The sequence below is a fragment of the Pseudochelatococcus sp. genome, from assembly GCF_050946405.1.
GTDB lineage: Bacteria > Pseudomonadota > Alphaproteobacteria > Rhizobiales > Beijerinckiaceae > Pseudochelatococcus.
This window is the reverse complement of sequence record NZ_JBMNUS010000009.1, coordinates 127,817-141,866: the sequence shown is the minus strand read 5'-3', so window position 1 is coordinate 141,866 and position 14,050 is coordinate 127,817. Positions and strand designations below refer to the sequence as shown.

At 63.9% G+C, this 14,050-nt stretch carries 9 protein-coding genes; 4 read left to right on the top strand and 5 right to left on the bottom strand.

The window, feature by feature from the left end:
• Window positions 1-12 precede the first annotated feature (12 nt).
• Window positions 13-693 (top strand): redoxin domain-containing protein, encoded by a 681-nt coding sequence (locus ACOYJQ_RS14355; RefSeq protein ID WP_433459309.1) that lies wholly within the window; start codon window positions 13-15, stop codon window positions 691-693.
• Between the two features lie 422 nt (window positions 694-1,115).
• Here ACOYJQ_RS14355 and ACOYJQ_RS14350 read toward each other — a convergent pair whose 3' ends face one another.
• From ACOYJQ_RS14350 to ACOYJQ_RS14335, 4 genes are all read right to left on the bottom strand, one after another.
• Window positions 1,116-1,907 (bottom strand): SDR family NAD(P)-dependent oxidoreductase, encoded by a 792-nt coding sequence (locus ACOYJQ_RS14350; RefSeq protein WP_433459308.1) that lies wholly within the window; start codon window positions 1,905-1,907, stop codon window positions 1,116-1,118.
• A 206-nt stretch (window positions 1,908-2,113) separates the two neighbouring features.
• The gene (locus tag ACOYJQ_RS14345; RefSeq protein ID WP_433459306.1) at window positions 2,114-3,508 is read right to left on the bottom strand and encodes a TolC family outer membrane protein; all 1,395 of its coding nucleotides are present in this window, start codon (window positions 3,506-3,508) and stop codon (window positions 2,114-2,116) included.
• A gap of 340 nt (window positions 3,509-3,848) precedes the next feature.
• Complete coding sequence (locus ACOYJQ_RS14340) at window positions 3,849-4,457, bottom strand: TetR/AcrR family transcriptional regulator (RefSeq protein ID WP_433459305.1); 609 nt, start codon at window positions 4,455-4,457, stop codon at window positions 3,849-3,851.
• Between the two features lie 437 nt (window positions 4,458-4,894).
• The gene (locus ACOYJQ_RS14335; RefSeq protein WP_433459304.1) at window positions 4,895-5,638 is read right to left on the bottom strand and encodes an outer membrane protein; all 744 of its coding nucleotides are present in this window, start codon (window positions 5,636-5,638) and stop codon (window positions 4,895-4,897) included.
• Window positions 5,639-5,805: 167 nt separating this feature from the next.
• On the opposite strand from ACOYJQ_RS14335, the gene ACOYJQ_RS14330 reads away from it, so the two are divergent.
• The 3 genes from ACOYJQ_RS14330 (at window position 5,806) to ACOYJQ_RS14320 (ending at window position 12,746) form a co-directional block, all read left to right on the top strand.
• Window positions 5,806-6,951, top strand: a complete 1,146-nt coding sequence (locus ACOYJQ_RS14330; RefSeq protein WP_433459302.1) for an efflux RND transporter periplasmic adaptor subunit — start codon at window positions 5,806-5,808, stop codon at window positions 6,949-6,951.
• A gap of 5 nt (window positions 6,952-6,956) precedes the next feature.
• Window positions 6,957-10,124 carry an efflux RND transporter permease subunit gene (locus tag ACOYJQ_RS14325; protein WP_433459300.1) on the top strand — a complete coding sequence of 1,056 codons (3,168 nt, stop codon included), beginning with the start codon at window positions 6,957-6,959 and terminating at the stop codon, window positions 10,122-10,124.
• A 327-nt stretch (window positions 10,125-10,451) separates the two neighbouring features.
• The gene (locus ACOYJQ_RS14320; RefSeq protein WP_433459299.1) at window positions 10,452-12,746 is read left to right on the top strand and encodes an FAD-dependent oxidoreductase; all 2,295 of its coding nucleotides are present in this window, start codon (window positions 10,452-10,454) and stop codon (window positions 12,744-12,746) included.
• Between the two features lie 340 nt (window positions 12,747-13,086).
• On the opposite strand, the gene ACOYJQ_RS14315 is transcribed toward ACOYJQ_RS14320, so the two are convergent.
• Window positions 13,087-13,854, bottom strand: coding sequence for an IclR family transcriptional regulator (locus ACOYJQ_RS14315; protein ID WP_433459297.1), 768 nt, complete (start codon window positions 13,852-13,854; stop codon window positions 13,087-13,089).
• Between the last annotated feature and the right edge of the window lie 196 nt (window positions 13,855-14,050).

The window sequence follows — 14,050 nt, the reverse complement described above, 5'->3', positions numbered from 1 at the left end:
GAGACTTGCTTCATGAACAACAAGCCTTCCCTTCTCCCCCCGATGACGATCGACCGCCGCAGCATGCTGGTCGGCGCCGCGGCCGGTTTCGGCGCGCTTGCCGCCGGCGGCGCCGCGCTGCTGCGCAGCGGGCCGGCGCTCGCCGCCCCGCAGGTCGGCCAGCCGGCGCCCGCCTTCAGCGCGACCGACACCACCGGCGTCACGCGCGATCTGGAGAGCCTGAAAGGCAAGATCGTCGTGCTGGAGTGGACGAACCACGACTGCCCCTTCGTGCGCAAGCACTACAATTCCGCCAGTATCCCGAATTTGCAGAAGGAAGTGACGGCCGCCGGCGCCATCTGGCTGTCCGTCATTTCCTCCGCGCCAGGCGAGCAGGGACATGTCGACGCCGCCCAGGCCAACGAACTGACCACCAGCCGCAACGCCGCGCCGACCGGCATCATCCTCGACCCGGAAGGAACCATCGGGCGCGCCTACACCGCGCAGACGACGCCGCACATGTATGTCATCGATGCGGAAGGCGTCCTGCGCTACCAGGGCGGCATCGACAGCATCGCCTCCACCCGGATCGAGGACATCGAGAAGGCGCAGCCCTATTTCCGCAACGCCTTTCTCGCGGTCAGCGAGGGCAAGCCGGTTCCGCAGGCCGTCACGCGGCCCTATGGATGCACCGTGAAATACTCGGGCGCGTGAACGACCGGACAGGCAGGCCGACGCCGGGCGTCGTCCCGCCTGATGCGGTGCTCTGGAACATGTCCTGTTCAGATTGAAACAGGACATATCCTGGATGCCCGCTTTTGAGCGGTTTCTTGCCGATTACATGATTTCATTTAATCGGAAAGCCCGCCAACCGGCTCCGGCGCTCGGAACTGACGCGACTTGAGGGAGACGCCCGCGGCGCGCTGCATTTCCGACGGGCCGGCGGATTTTCGCCCTCGGATCTTCATCATTACCCTCTGATCGGCCCGACCATTGAGATCGAATATTCGGCCGGCAAGCGCTGCGCACGCCCGGCCATGCCCGTTTACCGCCGGAGAACGCCTGAAGCCGCAAGACAAAGACATCCCGGCGACCGACGAAAGCGTGTTTGCGCGTATCGGTCGTCGTCCCTTCCCTCACAGACTGTCGACCACGCCGCCATCGACGCGCAGCGCAGCGCCGGTGGTGGCGGAAGCCTGCGGCGAGCAGACATAGACGACCATATTGGCGACCTCCTCGACGGTCGCCGCGCGGCGGATGATCGAGGAAGGCCGGTTGGCGAGCACGAATTCGGCGGCAAGGGTCTCGAGCGGCTTGCCGGTCTTTTCAGCCTCGTCCTTCAGCATGTCGGCCAGCCCGTCCGAAAGAGTCGGCCCCGGCAGGACGGAATTGACGGTCACGCCGGTGCCCGCCATGCGCTTGGCCAGCCCGCGCGCGATCGACAGCAAGGCCGTCTTGCTGAAGCCGTAGTGGATCATGTCCGCCGGGATATTCAGGGCCGATTCCGAGGAAATGAACACGACACGGCCCCAGCCGTTGCGCGCCATGCCCGGCAGCCAGGCGCGCGACAGACGCACGCCCGACAGGACGTTCACCTCGAAGAAGCGCGTCCATTCGACGTCAGGGGTTTCGAAGAAGTCCTGCGGCCCGTAGATGCCGAGATTGTTCACGAGAATGTCGCACGCCGGATGCGCCGCGGCCAGAGCAGCACAGCCCTCGGCCGTACCGAGATCCGCCGCAAATCCGACGACCGTCGCATCGGGCGTCTCGGTCGCGATAGCCGCAACCGCCCGGTCGACAGCCGCCTGGCCGCGCCCGTTGACGACCACCCGTGCGCCGCTCATCGCCAGCCCGCGGGCGATGGCGAGGCCGATGCCCGCCGTGGAGCCCGTGACGATGGCCACTTTATCGGAAAGATCGATCTTCATGTCTTTTCTCCTTGCCGGCCACACGACGCGGCCGCCGCCATCGAAATCGCGAGCCGTCCCCGGAAACGAAGCCGCTCCCGTCAAGGCAAACAGGCGCTCTCATGCCGTTGTTCCATATCTCCGCGCTTTTACCACCCTTATTTAACCGTTACAGCCCGTTCGGATAAGCATCGATCTGCATAAGCCAGCTTTCGCCGCAGAGGCTGTCAGCGCCCGTCAGGCGTTGTCGTACCGATCCACTTGCCCTTGACCTGCTCGAAATGGCGCCGGGCGTCATACCGTGCGACCTTGAGAGCGAGCCCCTCCGCCGACAACCGGCCGATGGCGTTCAGCACCTCGTAGGAAGCGACGATGCGGTCGCGCTGCGCCGTCACCAGCGACACGCGCGAGCTCAGCAGCGTCTGCTGCGCATTCAGCACGTCGAGCGTGGTGCGCTGGCCGACCTTGGCTTCCTCGCGCGTGCCGGAGAGGGCGATTTCGTTGGCCGCGACCGCGGCCTGCGCCGCCGCGATACGTTGCTTTGCCGCCTCCAGGTTCGCCCAGGCGGACACAACGGCCTGTTGCACCTGATCGCGCGTGATATCCACCTGTAGCCGCTGCTGCCCGGCCTGCTGTTTAGCCTGCCGCGTCTGGGAATAGACGAGGCCGCCTTCGTAGATCGGAACGCGCAACTGGGCTACGATGGTGCCGGATGTCACCACACTGTCGCGCGTGCTGGAAGAGTCGAAACTGCGCGTCAGGCCGGCGCTGACGCCGAGTTGCGGATAGAGCGCACTCTCGACGACCTTGACCTGGAACTCGGCCACATCCACACCGTGCAAAGCGGCGATGATGGCCGGATGCTCGGCAAGGCCGATGCGGATCGCCTGTTCGAGAGATTTCGGCAGATGACGCTCCGCAGAAGTGCCCGGTCCCAGTTTGCGCGGCGTCTCGCCGATATATTGCCGATAGATGGCGATGCTTGTGCGCAGGTTTGCCTCGGCGACAGTCTGATCCGCGCGGCTGCTGGCGAGCTGTGCTTCCGCCTGGGCTACGTCGGTGCGCGTCACTTCGCCGACGCCGAAGCGATCCTCCGTCTGCCGGAGTTGCTCCTCGAGCACCTCGACGTTGTTGCGCTGGAGGTTGAGAACCGCGGTGTCGCGCAAGACATTCATGTAAGCGGCGACGCCGTTCAGGAGGACGCTCTGCTCCGTATTGCGCAGTTGCTCGCGTCCCCCGAGCACCTGGGATTCGGCCGCTCGCACCGAATTGCGGGTCCTGTTGCCGTCGAAGATGTTCTGGTCGATCTGGATGCCGAACGAACTTGGATAGAGGGTTTCCGTCGAACGAGAACCGGGATATCTGGTGTCCGTACGCGCCACCGACGCAGTACCGGAAGCGTTGACGGTCGGCCGATAACCTGCAAGCGCCTGCGGCAGGTTCTCATCGGTGACGCGCAGGGTCGCGCGTTGCGCGTTGAGAGTCGGATTGGCCGCGTAGGCCTTCGCCAGCGCGCCGAGCATCGTTTCCGCGTGCGCGGGCGCCGACAGGGTTGTCGCCATCAGGAAGAAGCTGCCGAACATCGCGGCGCGGGATGCTCTGATTTTTCGTTGCACGTTCATCTTCCCGACCTGCCCGATGGTTGAAACTCCCGAACTCCGTCATTCCGGCCATCCGCGCATTCCGGGCCGTCATGGCACCTGCCCGAGGGCGTCAGGTGCCGTCTGCGAGGCAGGCCGGGCGGAAACGCACACCACGCAGCCGAAAGTCCGTGGGAGAATCGGGACATGAGGAATCCTCAATCAAGGTTCCTGTTTTTTAATATACACACGACACGTTTGTAAATGAATTTCGCGCAAGCCCCCGACTGCACGCCATGCATGGCGTCGACACGGGCATCGAGCTGCGGCCGGTTGCGGATGCGCCTCGGCTGCTACGGCGCTTCGATATCAGAGAGATGCGCTACTTTTGCGCCCAGAAGGACAGGATCATCTTGATGAATGCCTGCCCTTCCGGCACCAACTGGCCGCGCCCCTTGCCCAGCGCCCACTCCCCCACGAGACCGGAAAGGGTGGCGTTCAGCGCCACGGCGGCAGTCCGGGGCGTCCACGGCGGCGGCAGGCCGGTATCGTGCTCGGCGGCCTGGAAGATCTGGACGAGGAGCTTGTACATCTCCTCGCGGAAGGTGCTGCCGCCCTCCTCGGCGTTGTCGGCCAAGGTGATATCGAGCCGCATCATGCCGCGCAGCAGCCCCTGTCGGCGAGGGTCGGTCTGCAACTGCTCGAACATTTTCGCAATGAGATCGCCAAGTTTTTCAAGCGAGGCGGAATCAGGATGTTCCGAGAGTTCCCGCGCGAGTTTTCGGAACGGCTCCTGGGCATTGTCCCGAAGGGCGAAGAGCAGCCCCTGCTTGTTCTTGAAGTGCCAGTGAACCGCGCCACGCGTCACGCCCGCCGCAGCGGCGATTTCTTCGAGGCTGACCTTGTCGAATCCCTTGTCGAGAAATAAACTCTCCGCTGCCTCCAGGATCTGACGTCCCGTTTCGGCCGCTTGTTCCTTGGTTCGCCTCATTGCCCTGCCTTATGCCATCCACTCGATCAAACATACGGTATGTTTCTATCATCGCAATGGCAACTTGGCAAACAACCCTCTCCGGACAATCGTCGGAAACGGCCCTGCATATTGTCGCGAATCTTCGGCGCAACCGTAATTTCGGGATTTTGACATGTCGCGATCGCCCCTCGGCGTGCCGGGGATGTCGCCTTCCGGGGCGTTTCCTTGTCGGATCTAGACCAGTTTGCGTTCAAGTCGATTGATCGATTTGAACGCAAGTTGCGGTAAAATATAAAATCTGGAGCGGCGTGACGATTCCGCTTGAATGCACGCCACTCTAGAGCATTCCGGTGTTTCAACAAAACGCCGAAATGCTCTATATTATTGACTTGACGCGCTTTCTTCACGCAAAGCGGTATCCTCTTTGCGTGAAAACGCTCCAAGCTTCAGCGGGATCAGAAGGTGTCGAACTTATAGTTGAGACCAGCGCGGATAACCGCGAACTCGGTATCCTCGCGCTTGTTGTAGACCGTCGGCGCATAGAATTTCCGATCTTCCTTGCCGAGATTGACATAAAGACCCTCGACGCGCGCCGTGATGTTGTTGGTGAAGGCATATTCGACGCCGGCGCCGAGCGTCCAGCCGGTGCGGGTATCGTCGTCCTGGGAGTAATAGGCGCCATTGTAGACGAAGCCGTTGCTGTCGCCGCCGCCGCCATAGGCGAAGCCGCCCGTGCCGTAGACGAGTACGCGGTCGAAAGCCACGCCGAGGCGGGCGCGAACGGTGCCGAACCACTCGATGCCGTGCGAGGAAGAACCAGAACCGGAATAGCTCCAGGCGTTGTTATCGCCCTTCAGATCGGCGTAGTTGATATCCGCCTCGAGACCGACGACGAACCGGTTGATCTGGTAATTGTAACCGACCTGGCCGCCGCCGGTGAAGCCGCCGTCGTCGTTGCCCGACTTGTAGTAGCCGCCGTTGACATAGACGTCGTTGTCTTCATTCGTGTTCCACGCGTAACCCGCGTTGACGCCGACATAAAAGCCGGTCCAGGTGAACGCCGGCGCATACGCGACCGGAGCGACCGGCGCGACCTGTCGGGCGGGCAGATCGGCGGCGGAGGCGGCGCCCGACGCGGCAATGCCGACAACGGTGGCGCCTGCGAGAAGAACTTTTCTTATATCAATAATCCGCTTCATGACTTTCTCCTGAGCCGGTGAAATCGGTCCGGCGGCTGCAAGATCCGTTCGAGATTGCCCCTGCATTGCCACGCGCCGAGCGAGGCGCGAGGGGTCTCGTGAATGCCGATTTACAAACGTTGTGATTGTATATATAAAGATCGCGAAATGTCAATCGAGGAACCTCCATGCCCAAATCCTTCCACGGACTCGTGGCCTCCTGCTGTCTGATCGCGCTCTCCGCCCCCGCCCTGGCCCAGATGCCCGGCGGGGGAGGTCCACCGGCTGTCGGCGTCGTCACGGTCCGGGAAACCGACATGACCGAGACGACGGAGTTCAACGGCCGCGTCGAGGCTATCGACCGGGTCAACATCGTCGCCCGCGTATCCGCTTTTCTTGAGGAGCAACTGTTCGTCGAGGGCGCCGATGTGAAGAAGGGCGATCTTCTCTTCCGGCTGGAGCGTCCGCCCTATGAGGCGGATGTGGAGGCGAAGGAAGCAGCGGTGGCTCAGGCGCAGGCGCAACACGAGAATGCCAATACCGCCTTCGATCGCGCCGAGCAGTTGCGCAGATCGGGCTCGGGATCGCAAAGCGCGCTGGACAATGCGCTCGCGGCGCGGAGAACCGCCGCCGCGCAGGTTCGTTCCGCCGAGGCGGCGCTGCACGTATCGCAGATCAACCTCGACTACACCGAGATCCGCTCGCCGATCGACGGCCGCATCGGCCGCGCCTCCGTGACCGTCGGCAACGTGGTCTCGGCAACGTCGGGACCGCTGGCGACGGTGGTCAGCCAGGACCCGATGCATGTCACCTTCCCGGTGCCCACACGCCGGCTGATCGAACTACAGCAGAAATACGCCGCCGAAGGCGGCACCGGCAAGGCGCTGCGGATACGGCTGCGCCTCCCGGACGGACGCGTCTACGATCAGGTCGGCACGCTCGGTTTCGTGGACGTGAGCGTTGCCTCCGCGACCGACTCGATCACATTGCGCGGGTCGATCCCGAACCCCGCCCGCGAGAACGGCCGGCGCGAGCTGTTCAACGACGAGTTCGTGCGCGTCATTCTCGAAGCCGTCACTCCGCAGAAGGTGCTGGCGATCCCGCGCGCCGCGGTGCTGATCGACCAGCAGGGCGATTATGTCTACGTCGTCAACAAGGAGAATGTCGCCGGGGTGCGGCGGATCAGGCTCGGCCAGTCGAGCGCCGGCACGGCAACCGTCGTGGAGGGGCTCGCCGCCGGTGACACGATCATCGTCGAGGGTGTCCAGCGCGTGCGGCCGCAGGCGCCGGTCACACCGCAGCCGCTTCCCGCCCGGCAGGCGGCGCGAGGCTGACGACCATGATCTCAAACGTCTTCATCGACCGGCCGCGGCTGGCCATCGTCATCGCCATCGTCATCACCATCGCCGGCGCGCTGGCCCTCACCAGCCTGCCGGTGTCGCAGTTGCCCGATATCGTGCCGCCGCAAGTTTCCGTGACCGCGAACTATCCCGGCGCCTCGGCGGAAGTGCTGGAAGCCACCGTCGCGCAACCGATCGAGTCGAAGGTCATCGGCGTCGACAAGGCGCTCTACATGAAGAGCACCAGCGGCAACGACGGCACCTATACGCTCACCGTCAGCTTCGCGCTCGGTTCGGATGCCGACATAAACACCGTCAACGTCAACAACCGCGTGCAGACGGCCCTGTCCCAATTGCCGGCCGAGGTCCAGGCGCTCGGCGTCACGGTGCAGAAGAAATCGTCCTCCATTTTGCAGTTCATCACGCTGAGCAGCCCGGACGAGCGATACGATCCGCTGTTCATGACGAACTATGCGACGATCAACGTGCTTGACGAGCTGGCGCGCACGCCGGGCGTGGGCTCGGCGTCGCTGTTCGGCCGCATGAACTACTCGATGCGCGTCTGGTTCGATATCGAGCGCCTGTCGAGCCTGGGCATGGTGCCTTCGGACGTGATCAGGGCCATCTCCGCCCAGAACGTCCAGGCGCCCGTGGGCCGCATCGGCGCGCGTCCCGTTCCCGACGACCAGCAGTTCCAGTTCAACGTGCAGACGCAGGGACGCCTGACCACGCCCGAGGAGTTCGGCAACGTCGTGTTGCGCGCCAACCCGGACGGCTCCGTGCTCAAGGTCAGGGATGTCGCCCGCGTCGAGCTGGGCGCCCAGAACGACGATTCACTGAACCGGCTCAACGGCAATCCGTCCGTCGCCATCGGCATGTACCTGTCGCCGGGCGCCAATGCGCTGAACGTCTCCAGCGCCGTGACGGCGAAGATCGAGCAGCTTCAGGCCCGCATGCCGGAGGGGCTGAAGGCGCAGATCATGTATGACTCGACCGACTTCGTGTACGACACGATCGAGGCGGTCATCCATACGCTGATCGAAGCCTTCGTTCTCGTCGCCATCGTCGTCTTCGTCTTTCTCGGCAACCTGCGCGCCACGCTCATCCCGATCATCGCCGTTCCGGTTTCGATCATCGGCACCTTTGCGGCGCTGCTGGTGCTGGGTTATTCCGCCAACACCGTCTCGCTGCTGGCCCTGGTGCTCGCCATCGGCATCGTGGTCGACGACGCCATCGTCGTGGTGGAAAACGTCGAGCGCGTGATGGAGGAAGAGCCGGATCTGTCGCCCGCCGACGCCACCAAGAAGGCGATGGCGCAGGTGACGGCCCCGATCATTGCCATCACGCTCGTCCTGCTGTCGGTCTTCGTGCCGATCGGCTTCATCCCCGGCATCTCGGGCGAGCTCTTCCGGCAGTTTGCCGTGACGATCAGCGTCGCCATGCTGATCTCCGCGCTCAACGCGCTCACGCTGTCGCCGGCCCTGTGCGCCGTTTTCCTGCGCCACACCGGCGAGAAGCGCGGCATCATGGGCTGGATCAGCCGGCGCATCGACGGCGTGCGCGACGGCTACGCCTGGATCGTGCGCAAGACCCTGCGGCTTTCGGTGCTGTCGCTCGTCATCGTGGGCATCTGCGCCTTCGGCATCTTCAGCCTGTCGAAGCTCACGCCTTCGGGCTTTTTGCCGGAGGAGGATCAGGGAGCGTTCTTCGTCAACGTGCAGTTGCCCGACGGGGCGTCGGTCGCCCGGACCAGCGAGACGGTGCGGCAGGTGGAGGAACTGCTGAAGGGCCTGCCGCAGGTCGAGAACGTCACTTCGGTGATCGGCTTCTCGTTGCTCGACAGCTACTCGGCCAGCAACAACGCCTTCATGATCGTGCAGTTGAAGCCCTTCGAGGACCGCGAGGCGGCTGCCGACAAGGTGCAGGTCATCATCGGTCAGGTGTTCGGCGGCGTGCAGCAGATCCGCTCGGCCATGATCCTGCCGTTCAACCTGCCGCCGGTCATCGGTCTGTCCACGAGCGGCGGCTTCGAGGTCATGGTGGAATCCCTCGAGGGCGCCGATCCCGCGACGATGGGCGGCGTTGTCAACGCAGTCGTCGGCGCGGCCAACCAGCATCCGTCGCTGAGCCGCGTCTTCACGACCTATGCCGCGAACGCGCCGTCGCTCTATCTCGACATAGACCGTGAGAAGGCGCAGGCGCTGGGCGTCGGCATCAGCGACATCTTCTCCGCGCTGCAAACGACGCTCGGCGGGTCCTACGTCAACAACTTCAACCTGTTCGGGCGCACCTGGCAGGTCAACGTGCAGGGCGAGGTCGACAACCGCCGCGACATCCCCGCCCTGTGGGACATCTACGTTCGCAGCGCCGGCAACGAGATGGTTCCGTTGCAGGCCATCGCCGAACTCAAGACCGTCGTCGGCCCGTCCGTCATCACGCGCTACAACAACTATCGCGCCGTGACCATCAACGGCTCGCCCGCGCCGGGCGTGTCGTCCGGCGACGCCATGGATGCTTTCGAGACGGTCGTCAACGGCGTGCTGCCGGCGGGCTACGCGCTCGAATGGACGGGCACGTCCTATCAGGAGCGGCAGGCAGGCGGACAGACGGGCATCATCCTCGGATTGGCGCTGCTGTTCGCCTATCTCTTCCTCGTCGCCCTCTACGAGAGCTGGACCATTCCCGTTCCGGTCCTGCTCTCGGTCGTGGTCGCCGTGCTCGGCGCCTTCGGGGCCGTCGTCGCCTGGGGCCTGACGCTCGACCTTTACGGCCAGATCGGCCTCGTGGTCCTGATCGCGCTCGCGGCGAAGAACGGCATCCTGATCGTCGAGTTCGCCAAGGAGCAGCGGGAGAACGGGCTCGGCATTCGCGAGGCTGCCGAAATCGGGGCGAAGCTGCGCTTTCGCGCGGTGATGATGACCTCCTTCGCCTTCATCCTCGGCCTCGTGCCGCTCGTGTGGGCGAACGGTGCCTCCATGATGGCGCGCCAGAACGTCAGTTCGCCGGTCTTCATGGGCATGATCGCGGCGAGCAGCCTCGGCATCATCCTGATCCCCATGCTTTACGTCACCTTCCAGACGGTCCGCGAGAAGATCAAGGGCCTGTTCGGCAAGGGCGCATCAGGAAAAAGCGGGCATGCCACTTCCTCACCGGCGCATCGCGGGTGAGGGAAAGAACGATGTCCGGCCGCATCCCCCCGGTCGCCGGACATCGCCGGGACGCGCATCCAGGACCCTGCGCGTCCCGGACCTCCTTTCCGGCGCCTGCGCACGGCGATTGAGTCATGGCGGCGGCCCTCTTGCACAAGAGACATCATCCTGGACAGACGCCGACCGTCGATCGGTGGAGATTGATCATGGTCATTGATCATGGTCATGGAGAGGCGTTCGTGCTCACATCGTCGAACAAAGCGGCAGGACGGTGCGGCGTGTCCATCCGGCGCATGACGGAGAAAGCCGAAGGCCGTTACGGGACGGAAAAAGGACGAAATCGCCATGACGACGCAAGAGATCGATTACCTGCTGCTGGGTGGAGGCGCGGCCTCGGCGATAGCCGCCACGACGTTGCGGCTGGAACATGCCGCGGGGTCGATTCTCATTCTTTCAGCCGACAATCATCCGCCTTATCTTCGGCCGGCGCTGTCGAAGCAGTTGCTGCTGGGCATATCGTCGGAAGAGCAGATCCTGCTGCACCCGGAAAGCTTCTATCAGGAGCAGGATATCGGGCTGGCACTGCAATCGCCGGTATCCTCCGTCGATCCGGCGGCGCGGCTGGTGACGACGACGAAGGGCGAGCGCTACCGCTACGGACAGTTGCTGATCGCGACCGGCGTCAGGCCGAAACGCCTCGCCTTGCCGGGTGCCGACCTGCCGGGCGCCGACCTGCCGGGCGTTCACTACCTGCGGAGCATCGACGACTGCAAGCTGCTCCGCCGTGAGGTCGAGGCCGGAGCACGGCGGGCCGTGGTGCTCGGCGCAAGCTTCCTCGGCATGGAGATCGCCACCGCGCTGATCGCTCTCGGGCTCGACGTCACCCTTGTCGAACGGGAAGATCATGTCCTGCCCTATGTCCATGCGCCGGAGATATCGGACTATTTCCGACGCCATGCCGAAGAACACGGCGCCACCGTCATACTGTCGGACGTCCTCGCCGCGATCCACGGATCCCACAGGCTCAGCGGCATTGAAACGGCTTCCGGGCGTCACCTCCCCTGCGATCTTCTTTTCGTCGGCATCGGTGTCGAGCCCGCATCGGAGTTTCTTTCCGGCAGCGGCATCGCGCTTGACGACGATGGCCTCGTGCTTGTCGACGACCAGTTGAGAACCAGCGTTCCCGGCGTCTTCGCGGCGGGCGACATCACCCGTTTCCACGATCCCGTCTTCGCCCGCAGACGGCATATCGAGCATTGGGACAATGCCGTGAAACAGGGCAGGCTCGCCGCCCGCAACATGCTCGGCCAGCGCCGGCGCTACGACGAGGTGTCCTATTTCTTCTGCGACATCGGCGATATCAGCTTCAATGTTCTCGGCGCGCCCGAAGAGGCCGACGAGCGGATAGCGCGCGGCTCCCTGGCGGATGGAGGGCTTGCCCTGTTCTATCTCAAGGACGATGTGAGCCGCGCCCTGTTCTCGGCCGGGCGGCCGGCGGAGGAAACCCGCGGCGCGGAGGGACTGATCCGCTACCGCGTCAACCTGCGCGACGTGAAGCATCGGCTGCCGGATGCGCGCTTCTCGCTTCACGACATTCCGGCCCAGACGGTGCTCGTCCTTCAGGGAGGCGGCGCGATGGGCGCGTTCGAATGCGGCGTGGTCAAGGCGCTTGAGGAAAAGCGCCTCTACCCCGATATCGTCGCCGGCATTTCGATCGGCGCATTCAACGGCGCCGTCATCGCCGGAAATCCCCGGTGCGCGACGGAGGCGCTGCAATCGTTCTGGTCGGAGCTTGCGATACCGACCCTGCCGATGCTCGGGGATGATCTGGCCCGCGCGATTGCGGCCATGCAGATCCTCACGTTCGGCGTGCCCAATTTCTTCACGCCGCGATGGTTGCAGGCGCTGACCTCGCCCATGCAGCCGACAAACTGGACGAGTTTCTACGACGTCGCCCCGATGAAGGCGCTGCTTGCCCGCTATGTCGACTTCGGCAAGCTGAAGACGAGCCCGGTGCGGCTGCTGGTGGGCGCGGTCAATGTGGAATCCGGCGAACTGGAGATATTCGACAGCTACGTCGACGATCTGACGCCCGATCACGTGCTGGCCAGCGGCAGCCTTCCGCCCGGCTTCTCATGGACGGAAATCGGCGACGAGGCCTACTGGGACGGGGGCATCGTCAGCAATTCGCCGCTCGACATCGTCATCGAACGCTGCGGCCCGGACGGCAAGCGGGTCTTCATCGTCGATCTCTTCGCCAACCGGCGTCAGCGCCCGAACAATCTCATGGACGTCATGGCCCGGCGCGACGAGATCGTCTATTCGGAGCGCGTCCGCAGCGACCTCAGGGTTCGCGAACTGACCGGGGCCTACCGGAGATTGATCGGCGGCATTTTCGATCTGATCGATCCCGAGATTCAGGCCAGAATCCGCCAGCGGCCCCTCTACATCCAGTTGATGGGCGACGGCGCCGGCACCAACATCACCCGCTTCATCCGCCAGGGGCAACCGGGTGAGCCGTCATCGCGCGACTACGACTTCTCGGATATCGCCATACGCGCCAATCAGGAACAGGGTTACGCGCTCGCCATGGCAACGCTTGAAGCGGCCGGCGGCAAGGAACCTCGCTCACCCGCATGATGAGACGATCTTCCTCGCTTACGATTATCGCGATAATCCTCATGACGGGTCATCGTGCCGCGCGTGAATGCATTCGAACATCGTCCGGCAGCGCCTCGACCGGATGGCGCAGCCGCCGGGCCCGGGCTTCATGACTGCGCGAAGGTGGCGGCGTTGCGCGCTTCGCGACCGCAGGTGCCGGACATGCCGCAGCACCCCGGAGTTATTCAGCTTTTCGATTCAATCAGAACGAAAAAATCTAAAGCGTTTTCACGCAAAGCGGATACCGCTTTGCGTAAAGAAAACGCGTCAAGTCAATAAGATAGAGCATTTCTGCGTTTCAACGAAACGCCGAAATGCTCTAAAGCGCGTTGAGCTGAGCGACGGGCCGGTCGAGGTGCTGGCGCATGATGCGGGCGATGTCGCTCACGGCGTCGTCCTTGAGGCCGCCGATGGGAGCCAGCACGGATACGGCCGCCTCGCAGTTGAACAGCAATTCGGAATGCGCCGGCACGGAGAGCGTCAGGTTGGCGATGTCCATGGCGTCGCGCCGGCCGTAGACGAAGCCGTCCCGATGGAACTGCGCTATCTCCGCGCGGATCACGGCGGGGTCCACGCTCCAGACGCCATAGCGCGGCTCGTTGAGCTTCAGGGCGCGTTCGCAGGCTTCCGGCGGCATCATGGCCAGCAACACCACGCCGGCAAGGCCGACGCCGAGCGGCAGGCGCCCGCCGACGCCCTGGATGAGGGATTGCGCCGTGATCACACCCGTCTGGAAATCGAGGCAGACGGTATCGAGCCCCGCCCGCACCATCAGAAAGCTGGAGAGCCCCGTTTCGGCGGTGATCGACATCAGCGCGGGCCGGAAGACCGTCACCAGATCGTTGATGGACGGCGTGCGATGGGCAAGCGCATAGATGGCCGGGCCGAGCCGGTAGTTGCCGCGTCTGCCGGTCTGGTCCACGAGGCCGTATTCCGCCAGGGAGACGAGCGCGCGATGCACGGCGGACTTGGCGTCTCCCGTCGCTTCCGCGAGACTGGCGAGGCTCATGCCCGCCGTGCCCGCACCGCCGAGGGTAATCAGGATCTCAGCGGCGCGCTGAACATTGGATGACGCCTTCTTGTTCATGACAGCACGGACCCGCGATACAGTCGCTACGGACAAGTCTTTGAAAAAAAGGGCGGAAGACCGCCCTTTTTTTTCTCATGTGACGCGTTCGGCGGCGTGTGTCAATCGCGGCAGGGGAGAAGACGCCGACGCCAAAGCATTTCGACATTCATTGAAACGTCGAAATGCTTCAGGATTTTGATTTTACGCGTTTTCT